The 14,760-nt window shown below is 57.3% G+C and carries 8 protein-coding genes, 1 rRNA gene and 1 riboswitch; of the genes, 5 read left to right on the top strand and 4 right to left on the bottom strand.

Features of this window, described 5'->3' with window-relative positions; genetic code table 11:
• The first annotated feature begins 43 nt into the window (after positions 1-43).
• From rrf to ACA373_RS16610, 4 genes are all read left to right on the top strand, one after another.
• Positions 44-159, top strand: a 5S ribosomal RNA gene (gene rrf, locus ACA373_RS16625).
• Between the two features lie 288 nt (positions 160-447).
• On the top strand, positions 448-1,377 hold the full coding sequence (gene metA / locus ACA373_RS16620; RefSeq protein WP_253456254.1) for a homoserine O-succinyltransferase: 930 nt from the start codon (positions 448-450) through the stop codon (positions 1,375-1,377).
• A 106-nt stretch (positions 1,378-1,483) separates the two neighbouring features.
• On the top strand, positions 1,484-5,164 hold the full coding sequence (gene metH, locus ACA373_RS16615) for a methionine synthase (protein ID WP_370734832.1): 3,681 nt from the start codon (positions 1,484-1,486) through the stop codon (positions 5,162-5,164).
• Positions 5,165-5,360: 196 nt separating this feature from the next.
• The gene (locus ACA373_RS16610; protein WP_253461156.1) at positions 5,361-6,986 is read left to right on the top strand and encodes a Na/Pi cotransporter family protein; all 1,626 of its coding nucleotides are present in this window, start codon (positions 5,361-5,363) and stop codon (positions 6,984-6,986) included.
• Between the two features lie 33 nt (positions 6,987-7,019).
• Here ACA373_RS16610 and panS read toward each other — a convergent pair whose 3' ends face one another.
• The 4 genes from panS to ACA373_RS16590 all read right to left on the bottom strand — a co-directional run bounded on the left by panS (position 7,020) and on the right by ACA373_RS16590 (position 12,620).
• Positions 7,020-7,937 carry a ketopantoate/pantoate/pantothenate transporter PanS gene (gene panS, locus ACA373_RS16605; RefSeq protein WP_253456247.1) on the bottom strand — a complete coding sequence of 306 codons (918 nt, stop codon included), beginning with the start codon at positions 7,935-7,937 and terminating at the stop codon, positions 7,020-7,022.
• A gap of 167 nt (positions 7,938-8,104) precedes the next feature.
• Positions 8,105-8,797, bottom strand: a complete 693-nt coding sequence (gene aqpZ / locus ACA373_RS16600; protein ID WP_370734831.1) for an aquaporin Z — start codon at positions 8,795-8,797, stop codon at positions 8,105-8,107.
• Between the two features lie 327 nt (positions 8,798-9,124).
• Positions 9,125-10,477, bottom strand: a complete 1,353-nt coding sequence (lysC, locus tag ACA373_RS16595; RefSeq protein WP_253456236.1) for a lysine-sensitive aspartokinase 3 — start codon at positions 10,475-10,477, stop codon at positions 9,125-9,127.
• Between the two features lie 94 nt (positions 10,478-10,571).
• Positions 10,572-10,765: riboswitch (Lysine riboswitch) on the bottom strand.
• 52 nt (positions 10,766-10,817) lie between these two features.
• Entirely contained in the window at positions 10,818-12,620 is a 1,803-nt protein-coding gene (locus tag ACA373_RS16590; RefSeq protein WP_369895060.1) for a cation:proton antiporter, read from the bottom strand.
• Positions 12,621-12,833: 213 nt separating this feature from the next.
• On the opposite strand from ACA373_RS16590, the gene pgi reads away from it, so the two are divergent.
• Positions 12,834-14,483 (top strand): glucose-6-phosphate isomerase, encoded by a 1,650-nt coding sequence (pgi, locus tag ACA373_RS16585; RefSeq protein WP_301252087.1) that lies wholly within the window; start codon positions 12,834-12,836, stop codon positions 14,481-14,483.
• The last annotated feature ends 277 nt before the right edge of the window (positions 14,484-14,760 follow it).

Genomic DNA, 14,760 nt, shown 5'->3' with positions numbered 1-14,760 from the left:
TAAACCCGCGCGGCCTCAGGGCGGCGGGGGGAAACAGAATTTGCCTGGCGGCTTTAGCGCGGTGGTCCCACCTGACCCCATGCCGAACTCAGAAGTGAAACGCCGTAGCGCCGATGGTAGTGTGGGGCCTCCCCATGCGAGAGTAGGGAACTGCCAGGCATCAAATTGCAACAGCCCCGACCTCACGGTCGGGGTTTTTTGCGTTTGTGGGCCGGGAAACTTTTTAGTAACCGATTCAAGAGCTACAGGCTTTATTCCCCTCTCACTTCCTGCCTGGCATTCCCTTTTTACGCTTGTATTTCCGTCATCCGGTATATTCTTTAACCTTTGCGTCTGTGATGAAACATTTTCAACTACTTCATCTCATCTCGACTTTCAGCGCCTGACCCGCTATCTTTGGCTGTCTGGATGTCTAAACGTATAAATGGTTAGCCGAGGAAGTAAACGATGCCGATTAGGGTACCCGATGAATTACCAGCCGTGAATTTTCTGCGTAATGAAAATGTATTTGTGATGACCTCTACAAGGGCCAGCACTCAGGAAATCCGCCCGTTAAAAGTGCTGGTTTTGAATCTGATGCCTAAAAAAATCGAGACGGAGAACCAGTTTTTACGCCTGCTTTCTAACTCGCCGTTGCAAATAGATATTCAACTTCTGCGCGTCGACAGCCGCGAGTCACGCAATACGCCTGTGGAGCACCTGAACAACTTTTACTGTAATTTTGAGGATATTCAGGACAATAACTACGATGGTCTGATCGTTACCGGGGCACCGCTGGGCCTGGTGGATTTTAACGATGTGGCGTACTGGCCGCAGATCCAGCGCGTTCTCCACTGGGCTAAAGAGCACGTTACCTCCACGCTTTTTGTTTGCTGGGCGGTGCAGGCTGCTTTGAATATCCTGTACGGCATCCCTAAACAAACGCGTGATAAAAAATTATCGGGCGTTTATGAGCATCGTATTCTGCATCCGCACGCTCTGTTAACGCGTGGCTTCGACGATACTTTTCTGGCGCCGCATTCACGCTATGCGGATTTCCCGACGCACCTGCTGCGCGATTACACGGATCTGGAAATTTTTGCCGAATCAGAAGAGACGGGCGCTTACCTGTTCGCCAGCAAAGACAAGCGTCTGGCTTTCGTCACCGGCCATCCGGAATACGATGCGCTGACGCTGTCCGGCGAATACCATCGTGACTACGAAGCCGGGCTGCATCCGGAGGTACCCTGTAATTACTTCCCACAGGACAACCCGGAACTGCCGCCTCGAGCCAGCTGGCGCAGCCACGGCAACCTGCTGTTTTCAAACTGGCTGAACTACTACGTTTACCAGATCACGCCGTTCGATCTGCGTCATATGAACCCAACGCTGGAATAGTAGCGCAGGGCGTTTTGCCAGACCGCCAGTCGGATGCTTCTACGTGATGAAAACTTGTGCCAGTATGGATTGCCGGCATCGTGCCGCAGGTGAGAAAGAGGCAACAGTGGGCAACAGAACAGAAGCGCTGCATCAGCAGCTGGCAAAACGCATCATGGTGCTGGATGGCGGCATGGGCACCATGATCCAGAGCTATCGTCTGAGCGAAGAGGATTTTCGCGGCGAGCGGTTTGCCGACTGGCAGAGCGATTTAAAGGGTAATAACGACCTGCTGGTGCTGACGCGGCCTGATGTGATAAGCAACATTCACCACGCCTATCTACAGGCGGGCGCAGATATTCTGGAAACCAACACGTTCAACGCCACCCCTGTTGCGATGGCGGATTACCATATGGCCTCGCTGTCGGCGGAAATCAACTTTGCCGCCGCAAAGCTGGCCCGTGAGTGCGCCGATGCCTGGACGGCCCGCACGCCAGAAAAACCACGCTATGTTGCAGGCGTTTTAGGGCCAACTAACCGCACCTGCTCGATTTCGCCGGACGTTAACGATCCTGCCTTCCGTAATATCACTTTCAATCAGCTGGTCGAAGCCTACCGTGAATCAACAAAGGCACTGATGGCGGGCGGCGTTGATATTATTATGATCGAAACCATTTTCGATACGTTAAATGCCAAAGCGGCCATTTTCGCGGTAAAAAGCGAATTTGACGAGCAGGGCATTACGCTGCCTCTGATGATTTCCGGCACCATTACCGATGCATCCGGCCGTACGCTTTCGGGACAGACTACCGAAGCTTTTTATAATTCGCTGCGTCATGCGCAGCCGCTGTCGTTCGGCCTGAACTGCGCGCTGGGGCCGGACGAGCTGCGTCAGTACGTGGCGGAGCTGTCGCGCATTGCGGAAAGCTACGTGACCGCGCACCCCAATGCGGGCCTGCCTAACGCCTTTGGTGAATACGATCTGGACGCGGACATTATGGCGGAGCAGATAGGTGAATGGGCGCGATCGGGCTTTTTAAATATCGTCGGCGGCTGCTGCGGTACTACGCCAGCACATATTGCCGCAATGGCCGCCGCGGTAGAGGGCGTTACGCCTCGCCAGCGGCCGGATCTGCCCGTGGCCTGTCGTCTTTCCGGTCTTGAACCACTGAACATCAGCGCTGAAACGCTGTTCGTCAACGTCGGCGAGCGCACCAACGTTACCGGCTCGGCAAAATTCAAGCGTCTGATCAAAGAAGAGAAGTACAGCGAGGCGCTGGAAGTGGCGTTGCAGCAGGTGGAAAGCGGCGCGCAGATCGTTGATATCAATATGGACGAGGGGATGCTGGATGCGGAGGCGGCGATGGTACGCTTCCTGAACCTGATTGCCGGTGAGCCGGATATTGCGCGCGTGCCGGTGATGATCGACTCCTCCAAATGGGAAGTGATTGAAAAAGGCCTGCAGTGTATTCAGGGCAAAGGCATCGTTAACTCCATTTCGATGAAGGAAGGCATCGAAGCCTTTATTCATCATGCCCGTCTGGTGCGGCGCTACGGCGCGGCAATGGTTGTGATGGCGTTTGATGAGATCGGCCAGGCGGATACCCGCGAACGCAAAATCGCTATCTGCCGTCGTGCCTATCAGATCCTGACGGAAGAGGTTGGCTTCCCGCCGGAAGATATCATTTTCGACCCCAACATCTTTGCGGTCGCTACCGGCATTGAAGAGCACAACAACTACGCGATGGATTTCATCGGCGCCTGTGAAGATATCAAGCGAGAGCTGCCGCACGCGATGATTTCAGGCGGCGTCTCCAACGTCTCCTTTTCCTTTCGCGGCAACGATCCGGTACGTGAAGCTATCCACGCGGTTTTCCTTTATTACGCTATTCGCAACGGTATGGATATGGGGATCGTCAATGCCGGTCAGCTGGCCATCTATGACGACCTGGCGCCAGATCTGCGCGACGCGGTAGAAGACGTGGTGCTTAACCGGCGTGAAGACAGCACCGAGCGGCTGCTGACGCTGGCGGAAAAATATCGTGGCAGCAAGGCGGACGACGGAAACAAGCCGCAGGCAGAATGGCGCAGCTGGGAAGTGGAAAAGCGGCTGGAGTATTCGCTGGTTAAAGGCATTACCGAATTTATTGAAGAGGATACCGAGGCCGCGCGCCAGAAGGCGAGTCGCCCGATTGAAGTAATCGAGGGGCCGCTGATGGCGGGCATGAACGTGGTCGGCGACCTGTTTGGCGAAGGCAAAATGTTCCTGCCGCAGGTAGTGAAATCCGCGCGCGTAATGAAGCAGGCAGTGGCTTATCTGGAGCCTTATATTGAGGCGAGCAAAGAGAAGGGCCGCACCAACGGCAAAATCGTGCTTGCTACGGTAAAAGGCGATGTTCACGACATTGGTAAAAATATCGTCGGCGTGGTGCTGCAATGCAACAACTACGAAATCATCGATCTGGGCGTGATGGTGCCCGGCGATAAAATTCTTAAAACCGCCAGAGAACAAAATGCCGATATCATCGGTCTGTCGGGGCTGATTACGCCGTCGCTGGACGAGATGGTCAACGTGGCGAAAGAGATGGAGCGGCAGGGCTTTACGCTGCCGCTGCTGATCGGCGGCGCAACCACGTCCAAAGCGCATACGGCCGTTAAAATCGAGCAAAACTATAGCGGCCCAACGGTCTATGTGCAAAACGCCTCGCGCACGGTTGGCGTGGTTTCAGCGCTGCTTTCCGCCACGCAGCGTGACGATTTCGTGGCCCGCACGCGTAAAGAGTATGAAACGGTGCGCATCCAGCACGGTCGTAAAAAGCCGCGCACGCCGCCGGTCTCGCTGGCGACGGCAAGGGCTAATGCCCTGGCGCTGGACTGGGAAGATTATACGCCGCTCGTGCCGCACCGGCTGGGCATAAGCGAAGTAAGCGCTAACATCGAAACGCTGCGGCACTATATAGACTGGACGCCGTTCTTTATGACCTGGTCGCTGGCTGGCAAATATCCCCGCATTCTGGAAGACGAAGTGGTGGGTGTTGAGGCGAAACGGCTTTTTGACGATGCGAACGCGATGCTGGACGAGCTGAGCGCGAAGCAGGCGCTTACACCGCGCGGCGTAGTAGGCATTTTTCCGGCTAACCGCGTCGGCGACGATATCCATATTTATCGCGACGAAGCACGCCGCGACGTTCTGCAAGTAAGCCATCACTTACGTCAGCAGACGGAAAAAACGGACTTTGCGAACTACTGCCTGGCCGATTTTGTGGCACCGGCTGCCAGCCGCAAAGCCGACTATCTGGGCGCGTTCGCCGTTACCGGCGGCCTGGAGGAAGATTCGCTGGCGGAAGCCTATGACGCCGCTCATGATGATTACAACAAAATCATGGTGAAAGCGCTGGCAGATCGTCTGGCGGAAGCGTTCGCGGAATATCTGCATGAGCGAGTTCGTAAGGTCATCTGGGGCTTTGCGCCTACGGAAAACCTGAGCAATGAAGAGCTGATCCGTGAGAACTATCAGGGCATTCGTCCCGCGCCCGGCTATCCCGCCTGTCCGGAACACACCGAGAAGGCGACCATCTGGCAGCTGCTGGATGTTGAAACCCATACCGGCATGAGGCTGACGGAATCTTTTGCCATGTGGCCGGGCGCATCGGTTTCCGGCTGGTACTTCAGCCATCCGCAAAGCAAATATTTTGCGGTCGCTCAACTGCAACGCGATCAGGTAGAAGATTATGCGCAGCGCAAAGGGATGTCGGTGAGCGAAGTTGAGCGCTGGCTGGCCTCAAACCTGGGTTATGACGCCGACTGACCAATGCCGGGGGCAGATAACAGGATCTGCCCTGCTTTTCTCCCGCCTGCTCTTCAGCCAGCGCCAGTCGCGCGATGCCATCTCAATAATATGACGCTGATAAAAAAGCTTTTTCGCCAGAGCGACTAAACTTAAGGCGACGGTCGCTCATCAGGACTAAAGCTTTTATTCGTGAAAATCCGTGAGGTTAATATCGGTGCTGACCCTGCTTAATTTACTTTCTGCCGTAGCGCTGCTGGTGTGGGGAACGCATATTGTTCGTACCGGCATTATGCGAGTTTACGGCGCAGATCTCCGCCGCGTGCTCAGCCGCAGCGTGGCGAAAAAGCCGATGGCCTTTGTGGCCGGCATCGGCGTCACCGCGCTGGTGCAGAGCAGCAATGCCACCACGCTGCTGGTGACTTCGTTTGTGGCGCAGGAGCTGGTGGCGCTGACGCCCGCGCTGGTGATCATACTGGGCGCGGACGTGGGGACGGCGCTCATGGCGCGCATCCTGACCTTTGATCTTTCCTGGCTGTCGCCGCTGTTTATTTTCTTTGGCGTGGTCTTTTTCCTGGGACGCAAACAGACGCGCGCCGGGCAGCTTGGCCGCGCCAGCATCGGGCTGGGGCTGATCCTGCTGGCGCTACAGCTGATCGTCGCGGCGGCGACGCCAATCACCCAGGCCGCAGGCGTTAAGGTAATCTTCTCTTCGCTCACCGGCGACGTAATGCTGGACTCGCTGATTGGCGCGGTATTTGCCATTATCAGCTATTCGAGTCTGGCGGCGGTGCTGATCACCGCCACGCTCACCGCGACCGGCGTTATCTCTTTTAAAGTGGCGCTGTGCCTGGTGATCGGCGCGAATCTGGGCAGCGGCCTGCTGGCGATGCTGAACAACAGCGGCTCCAATGCCGCAGGGAAACAGGTGGCGCTGGGCAGTCTGCTGTTCAAATTTATCGGCTCGCTGATAGTGCTGCCTTTCATCGATCTGCTGGCGGACTGGCTGCAAAAGCTGCCGGTTAACGACGAAGAGCTGGTGATCTTTTTCCACGTCTTCTACAACCTGATCCGCTGTCTGGTGATGGTGCCTTTCGCCGATTTGATGGCCGATCTGTGCCAGCGAATTATTCGTGAAGAGCCGGAAACGGATTTGCGCCTGAAGCCGAAACATCTGGACAGCAGCGCGCTGGATACGCCCGCGCTGGCGCTGGCGAACGCTTCAAGAGAGACGCTGCGCATGGGTGACGTGCTGGAACAGATGCTGACCAGCTTCAGTAAAGTGATGCACGGCGAGCTGCGAGAGGAAAGGGAAATCCGGCGGCTGGACGACGACGTTGACATACTTTATACCGCGATCAAACTCTATCTGGCGCAGATGCCGAAAGAAGATCTCCCGGAAGAGGATTCGCGGCGCTGGGCGGAAATCATCGAAATGGCGCTGAACCTGGAAATGGCGGGCGATATTCTGGAGCGCATGAGCGGCGACGTGGTGGATAAATCGCTGAATGCGCGCCGTGCTTTTTCGGTGGAGGGCCTGGCGGAACTGGATGCGCTGCTTGAGCAGCTCAACGCCAACCTGCGTCTGAGCCTGTCGGTATTTTTATCACATGACGTAACCAGCGCTAAGCGGCTGCGGCGCGCCAAGCACCGTTTCCGCATTACAACTCGCCGCTATTCGCATAAGCATGTCGATCGTCTGCATCAGCAAAACGTGCAGAGTATAGAAACCAGTTCGCTGCATCTGGGCCTGCTGGGCGATATGAAAAGGTTAAACTCGCTATTTTGCGCGGTTGCCTACAGCGTGCTGGAGCAGCCTGACGATCCCAGGGATGAGGAATAACGCAAGCCCCCGCAACAATGCGGGGGAGAAACGCTATTTTTTGCTGATGGGTTTGCTGGACCAGTAGCCCGCCAGCAGCGAGCCGGAAAGATTGTGCCAGACCGAGAACAGCGCCCCCGGCAGCGCGGCCAGCGGTGAGAAGTAAAGCTTGCCCAGCGTCGCCGCCAGCCCGGAGTTTTGCATCCCCACTTCCAGCGCCAGCGTGCGGCAGGTGGATTCATCGAAGCCAAACAGCTTGCCGCCCCAATAGCCGCCCAGCAGGCCGATAGCGTTATGCAGGATCACTGCGGCTATCGTCACCAGTCCCACCGACCCGATAAAGCCCTGGCTGCCCGCTACAACGGCGCTGATAATCAGCAGAATGCAGACCATGGAAAAAGCGGGCAGATAAGGCTCCACGCGGCGCACCACGCCGTGCAGCGTGTGATGGACAATCAGCCCGATGCTAATCGGCACCACCACGATTTTAACGATGCTCAGCAGCATCCCGGCGACATCCACCTGAATATGCGTGTCCACGTAGAGCTTAGTCAGCAGCGGCGTGGCGAATACGCCTACCAGTGCGGAGACGGACGAGATGGTCACCGACAGCGCCACGTCGCCCTTAGCCAGATAGATCATCACGTTGGAAGCGGTGCCGCTGGCGACGCTGCCGACCAGGATCATGCCCGCTGCCAGATCCGGCGGCATCTTAAACAGTTTTGCCAGCGCCCAGGCGGCGAGCGGCATCACCAGATAGTGCAAAAACGTGCCGGCGATCACCGGTGCCGGTCGGGTCAGCACGCGTTTGAAATCGTTGATATTCAGCGTGACGCCCATACCAAACATAATCAGCATCAGCAAATAAGTGACCCAGGGGCCAATACCCAGAAAGGGAGTTGGCGTGTACCAGGCAGCAAGGGAAAGCAGGACTGCCCATAACGGGAACAGTCGGGTAACGGTGGCGAGCATAGCCAGACTTCCTTTTTATGTTGTGATTACAGAATGCCGTTTTCCCGGAACGGGGGAAAAGCGGTCGTCGAATCATAGCATTAGCCGATGGGAAAGGAAGGACGAGCGGACAGCGGCGGGAAAGACGCAGGAAAAGGGCGGGCCAGCAGCGGCCCGCCAGGCAGGCGTTACGCTTTTTCCTCCAGCAGAACGCGGTAAATCAGGCCGCCAACCAGCGCGCCGACGAGCGGCATCGCCCAGAACATCCATAGCTGATCCAGCGCCCAGCCGCCCTGGAAGATAGCCACGGCGGTACTGCGTGCCGGGTTAACCGAGGTATTGGTCACCGGAATGCTGATCAAATGGATCAGGGTCAGCGCCAGACCGATAGCAATGGGCGCAAAGCCCTTCGGCGCGCGTTTGTCGGTCGCGCCGTGGATAACGATCAGGAAAATAGCGGTCAGCACGGCTTCCGCAATCATGCCGGACAGCAGAGAGAAACCGCCGGGCGAATGCTCGCCGTAGCCGTTGGCGGCAAAACCGCTGGCTGCCGCGTCAAAAGAGGCTTTGCCGCTGGCGATCAGATAAAGCGTGCCTGCCGCCAGCGCGCCGCCCACAACCTGCGCCAGCACATAGGGAAGGATTTGCGACGCGGGAAAACGGCCGCCGGCCCACAGGCCCAGCGTTACCGCCGGATTAAAATGACCGCCCGAAATATGCCCTACGGCATAAGCCATCGTCAGGACGGTCAGGCCAAACGCCAGCGATACGCCGACAAAACCAATTCCCAGCTCGGGAAAAGCCGCGGCTAATACCGCGCTACCACAGCCGCCGAGAACCAGCACAAAGGTTCCCAGCGATTCAGCGACTAACCTACGCATGTTTTGCTCCATTATTTGATTTAACGCCACGATTATCCCTGGCTTGTCCAACCGGAAAATCAACGGAACGGAGAATATGCTGTCTGCGGACGGATCTGCGGCTTTATTAGCGACTGGCTTGAGCCAGATCAAAAGATAAGCGCTCGCTGAGTAAAGCGATGAAAGGGAAAAACAAGAAAAGTAAAAAAGCGGGCAAGGCTGCTAATAAGCCTTCAGGCTATCAGGCCACCATTGGGCTGATAAAGGCGGCATTGCTGCTGCGAAAACGGCAGGGCGCCGCAGGCTTGTCAGCAATCTGGAAGCCGGGCTTCCGCCCGGCTTCCACGCTTACTCAAACAGATTTTTATGCAGCGCCTGCACCACCTGTTCGGCGTCGTTGCCCGGCACCAGGAAGCAGAGGTTATAGCTGCTTGCGCCATAGCAGATCAGGCGCAGGTTAAACGGCTCCAGCACGCCGAAGACCTCTTTGCCGACGCCGCAGGCTTTGGAAAGCTGATTGCCGATCAGCGCCACCAGCGCCAGATTCTCTTCTACCTCTACGCGGCACAGCGAAGAGAGCTCGGTCAGCAGCGCCTGAGTCAGCAGGCCATCGCTGTTGGAGGTGGAGCCAGTGGTATCCAGCGTCAGCGCAACGCTTACCTCCGAAGTGGTAATCAGATCGACCGAGATATTATGGCGCGCGAGGATGGTGAAAACCTCAACCAGAAAGCCGCGCGCGTGCAGCATATTCAGGCTGTGCAGCGTCAGCAGCGTCTGTTTGCGGCGCAGGGCCAGCGCGCGGAACAGCGGCGGATCCTGCGTTTCGTTGCAGACGCGCGTGCCGCCAGCGGCCGGATCCTTACTGGAGCCGACGAACACCGGAATATCGCTGCGTACGGCAGGCAACAGCGTGGCCGGATGCAGCACCTTGGCACCAAACGTCGCCATCTCCGCCGCTTCGCCAAAGGTGATTTCATCAATGCGTTTCGCCGTCGGCACCACGCGCGGATCGGTGGTATAGATGCCCGGTACATCGGTCCAGATGTCGATACGGCTTGCGTGCAGCGCTTCGCCCAGCAGCGCGGCGGTATAGTCGCTGCCGCCGCGACCCAGCGTGGTGGTGCGGCCTTTCGGCTCGCTGCCGATAAAGCCCTGGGTCACGATCAGCGCTTCGCCCAGCCGCGGCGCCAGCTGTGCCTGCGTCAGTTCCGCCAGCAGCGCGACATCCGGCTCTGCGCGACCAAAGCGGTCGTTGGTGCGCATCACTTTACGCACGTCGAACCACTCGGAGGCCACTTCGCGCTGGCGCAGGATCTCTACAAACAGCAGGCTGGACATCAGTTCGCCGTGGCTGACCAGCTCATCGGTCAGCGCGGTTGAGGTAGCCAGCGCGGCGGCTTCGGAAAGCATGGTGATGTTTTCCAGCACGCGATCGATTTCGTCGCGAATCACTTCAGAATGCGGCAGCTGGTCAACAATGGCGTACTGGATGCGGCGGATCTCATCCAGTTGATAAGCACGCTGCTCCTGCTCCAGGCCTTCCGCCAGGGAAACCAACAGGTTGGTGACGCCCGCAGAGGCGGAAAGCACCACCACGCGCACATTCGGATCGGCCAGCACCACGTCGGCGCTGCGGTTCATGGCGGCGTAATCGGCAACGCTGGTGCCGCCGAACTTCGCCACGATCAATGATTGGGACATGTCTTGACATACCTCGTGTCAGGTTAAAATCTATCAGCCTTGGCACAAGGGAAGAGCAGAAACGGGGCAGACGTAGAAAAGGGATTACTACGAGTCACCCAGAAGCGCTCCACCTTGCAAATCGTCCGCCCGGCGGACGATCGTGGTGACAACCCAGAGGATTCAGCCCCTGTAGCCGATACGCCCCATACCGCATGGTTTGTACCTCGGCGTCGCTCCCCCTGATGTGTTTTCTACGGATTCGGTTCCTCCAACACACTGCCTGGGCGACGCGCCTCTTCTGGCCTGCGCATCAGATGCGCAGCTAGCCGCCCAGAAATACCGGGTTATTGCCTTGCTGTCAATCCCCGGAACTGGCCGATGATTCATTTTGTACCAGAGCGATCACCGTACAGGGCAGTACAGGCGGCTGGCCGTCGCCTATTTTCAGCTTGCCCTGTTCGTCCTGCACAAAGAGCAACAGCGCGTTCTGATTCTTTTCCAGATACTCTTCCCAGCCGAAATTTTCATTCAGGCCCGTCGCTTTGATTACGCCGCCTTTCGCCAGCAGGCTGCTGAGGCGGGCATAGGTATGCTCCTGGCTGAACAGCACTTCATGACGGCGAAAGCGCGGGCTTTCACTGTCGCGGCGGCCTTTCAGCGCGGCGCCCGAACGAATAGCCGCCACGTTGTTGTTACCAAAAATATGGCTGAAATGGTAAACGGCCAGCGCATTTTGATGGCGATTGGGCGACAGGGCAAGCACCTGGGCCGTTTCGCTAAGGTCGAGGAAGTTTTCGGCATGATCCGACCAGGCGTTGCCGTAGTAAGCGGGAATGCCTTCCATACGGGCCAGCCGATAATATTCCCAGCTGCTGTCCGTCACCAGCACGGGCAGATCCAGCTTTTGCAGCGCGGCAGCCAGCGCGCGGGCGACGCTGTTCGCGCCGATAATCAGGATACCGCGCGGCTCCCGTTGCTGCACGCGCAGCGCACGGGCGAGGAACGAGCTGGTCAGGCTTTGCAGCACCACGGTGCCGATAATCACCGCAAACACCACGGTCACCAGCCGGCTGGCGCCTTCATAGCCGGTTTTTTCCAGCGTCAGCGCAAACAGCGAGCTGACTGCCGCCGCCACGATGCCGCGTGGCGAAATCCAGCTCAGCAGCAGCTTGTCGCGCCAGGAGAGCGAGGAACCCCACGTGGAGAGCGCGATACAGAGCGGACGAGCGATAAACTGCACCACCAGCAGCAGGCCAAGCAGCGGCCAGCCCATCGCCAGCAGCGCGCCGAGATCCAACCTGGCGGCCAGAATAATAAACAGCGCGGAGATCAGCAGCGCCGACAGCTCCTCTTTAAAGGCGATAATCTCGCTCAAATCCACATCGCGCATGTTGGCCAGCCAGATCCCCATCACGGTGACGGTCAGCAGGCCCGACTCGTCGGCAATAGCGTTCGACGCGCCGAAAGCGGTCAGCGTAACGGCCAGCACCGCAAAGTTTTGCAGATAGCCCGGCAGCCAGACGCGCTTCAGCGCGACGCCCATCAGCCAGCCGAACAGCGCGCCGCCGACGGTGCCGACCACCACGGTCAGGCCGAACGTCCAGAAGAGATGGGTCAGCGACTCCGCTTTTTGCTGTAGCACAATGAATTCAAACACCAGCAGCGTGAAAATAGCGCCGACCGGATCGATCACAATGCCTTCCCAGCGCAGGATCTGATTAATTGCCTTATTCGGACGCACCACGCGCATCAGCGGAGCGATAACCGTCGGGCCGGTGACGACCGTGACGGCGCCGACCAGCGCCGCCAGCTCGGGCGGGAAGTCGAGCAGCAGCCAGCAGGTGAGGCCGATAGCCAGAAAAGTGATAAACATGCCGATTGTGACCAGATTGCGCACCACCTTGCCCAATCCACGGATCTCGTCGAAACGCAGCGTCAACGCGCCTTCAAACAGAATGATCGCTACCGAGAGAGAAACCAGCGGGAACAGCAGAGCGCCAAACAGCGCATCCGGCTGCAAAACATGACCGACCGGCCCCAGGAGAATGCCGAAAACAAGCAGCGGTAAAATGGCCGGTAAACGCAGCAACCAGGCCAGCCACTGGGCCACGAGCGAGCTTAATCCAATGATAACCAACAGGAGTGGCGCAGAAAGCTCCATAAAATTTTTCCTTTAAAGGGCAAGAATAGTCATACTGAAACGCATCGGGTTTCACCCCGCCGCCTGAATTATAAATAGCCCCGGGCAAAAGAGAGGAAAACTTCTCCTCTGATAGCCGTCACCTGTTGCAGGGAAAGGCGTGCGAAAAACGCGTAACAGGTAACATGGCGCCCGGTCTGTTTTACGGTTCTTAAATAAAAAGAGTGTGTTGCTATGAAAAATATCAATCCGACACAAACCGCTGCCTGGCAAGCGCTGCAGCAGCATTTTGCAGAGATGAAAGACGTAGAGATTGCCGACCTGTTCGCGAAAGATGCCGATCGGTTCAGCAAATTTTCCGCCACCTTCGACGATCAAATGCTGGTGGACTTCTCTAAAAACCGCATCACCAGCGAAACGCTCGACAAGCTGCAGGCTCTGGCGAAAGAAACCGAGCTGCAGGATGCTATCAAATCCATGTTCTCCGGGGAAAAAATTAACCGCACTGAAGATCGCGCCGTGCTGCACGTTGCCCTGCGCAACCGCAGCAACAAGCCGATTATGGTCGATGGCAAGGATGTGATGCCGGAAGTCAATGCGGTGCTGGAGAAGATGAAGTCGTTCTCCGATCGCATCATCAGCGGTGAGTGGAAGGGCTACACCGGTAAAGCTATCACCGACGTGGTCAACATCGGTATCGGCGGTTCCGATCTGGGGCCGTTTATGGTTACCGAGGCGCTGCGTCCGTATAAAAACCATCTGAATATGCATTTCGTCTCTAACGTAGACGGCACGCATATTGCGGAAACGGTAAAAGATCTCAGCCCGGAAACCACACTGTTCCTGGTCGCGTCAAAAACCTTCACCACCCAGGAAACCATGACCAACGCCCACAGCGCGCGTGACTGGTTCCTGAAGGCGGCGGGCGACGAGCAGCACGTAGCGAAACACTTCGCCGCGCTCTCTACCAATGCCAAAGCCGTGGGCGAGTTCGGCATCGACACCGCCAATATGTTTGAGTTCTGGGACTGGGTCGGCGGCCGCTATTCGCTCTGGTCGGCGATTGGCCTCTCTATCGTGCTGTCCATTGGCTTCGATAACTTCGAGCAGCTGCTGAGCGGCGCCCACGCGATGGACAACCACTTCGCCAACACGCCTGCGGAGCAAAACCTGCCGGTGATCCTGGCGCTGATCGGCATCTGGTATAACAACTTCTTCGGTGCCGAAACCGAAGCTATCCTGCCTTACGACCAGTACATGCATCGTTTTGCCGCCTACTTCCAGCAGGGCAATATGGAGTCGAACGGCAAATATGTCGATCGCAACGGCAACCCTGTCAGCTATGAAACCGGCCCGATCATCTGGGGCGAGCCTGGCACCAACGGTCAGCACGCCTTCTATCAGCTGATCCACCAGGGCACCAAGCTGGTGCCGTGCGACTTTATCGCGCCGGCCGTCAGCCACAACCAGCTGGGCGATCATCACGCCAAGCTGCTCTCTAACTTCTTCGCACAGACCGAAGCGCTGGCGTTCGGCAAATCTCGCGAAACGGTAGAGAAAGAGTTCGCTGATGCGGGCAAAGATGCCCAGTCCGTCGGGCATATCGTGCCGTTCAAAGTGTTTGAAGGGAACCGTCCGACCAACTCCATTCTGCTGCGTGAAATCAACCCGTTCAGCCTTGGCGCATTGATTGCGCTGTACGAGCACAAAATCTTTACCCAGGGCGCTATCCTGAACATCTTCACCTTCGATCAGTGGGGCGTGGAGCTGGGTAAACAGCTGGCTAACCGCATCCTGCCTGAGCTTTCCGGCGGCGAGCAGGTGGCAAGCCATGACAGCTCCACCAACGGCCTGATCAACCGCTACAAAAACTGGCGCGGCTGAAACAGCTGACACGCGTCCGGCTCTCTGCTGGCGCAGCGCAAAGTCTGAAGGTCGGCCATCGCGCCGGCCTTTTTTAGCTGCATAATGCGTTTATCAGATCCATCTTTACCTACTGGTGGTCCTGTTTGACAGCGACGCGGTTTCCCGCTGGCCCTGACGAATGCGGCGCTGTAACAGAGTTTAAGGTTAATTCCTCTTCCAATAATTGCTGAATGACCTGCTGCCTGGCTAAGGAAATTCTTAAATTTCAGGCCGCTAAGTCAATTTATGGCAGGAA

It is taken from the genome of Erwinia sp. STN24 (assembly GCF_041320675.1).
Lineage (GTDB): Bacteria > Pseudomonadota > Gammaproteobacteria > Enterobacterales > Enterobacteriaceae > Erwinia > Erwinia aeris.
Note: the sequence above shows the minus strand (reverse complement) of the source record. Positions and strands in the feature narration are given on the sequence as shown.

Bases quoted from the DNA above. Each gene is read 5' to 3' on its own strand.
- ACA373_RS16590 (WP_369895060.1), bottom strand. From the start codon at position 12,620: ATGGAGCTTTCTGCGCCACTCCTGTTGGTTATCATTGGATTAAGCTCG.
- pgi (WP_301252087.1), top strand. From the start codon at position 12,834: ATGAAAAATATCAATCCGACACAAACCGCTGCCTGGCAAGCGCTGCAG.
- lysC (WP_253456236.1), bottom strand. From the start codon at position 10,477: ATGTCCCAATCATTGATCGTGGCGAAGTTCGGCGGCACCAGCGTTGCC.
- metA (WP_253456254.1), top strand. From the start codon at position 448: ATGCCGATTAGGGTACCCGATGAATTACCAGCCGTGAATTTTCTGCGT.
- aqpZ (WP_370734831.1), bottom strand. From the start codon at position 8,797: ATGCGTAGGTTAGTCGCTGAATCGCTGGGAACCTTTGTGCTGGTTCTC.
- panS (WP_253456247.1), bottom strand. From the start codon at position 7,937: ATGCTCGCCACCGTTACCCGACTGTTCCCGTTATGGGCAGTCCTGCTT.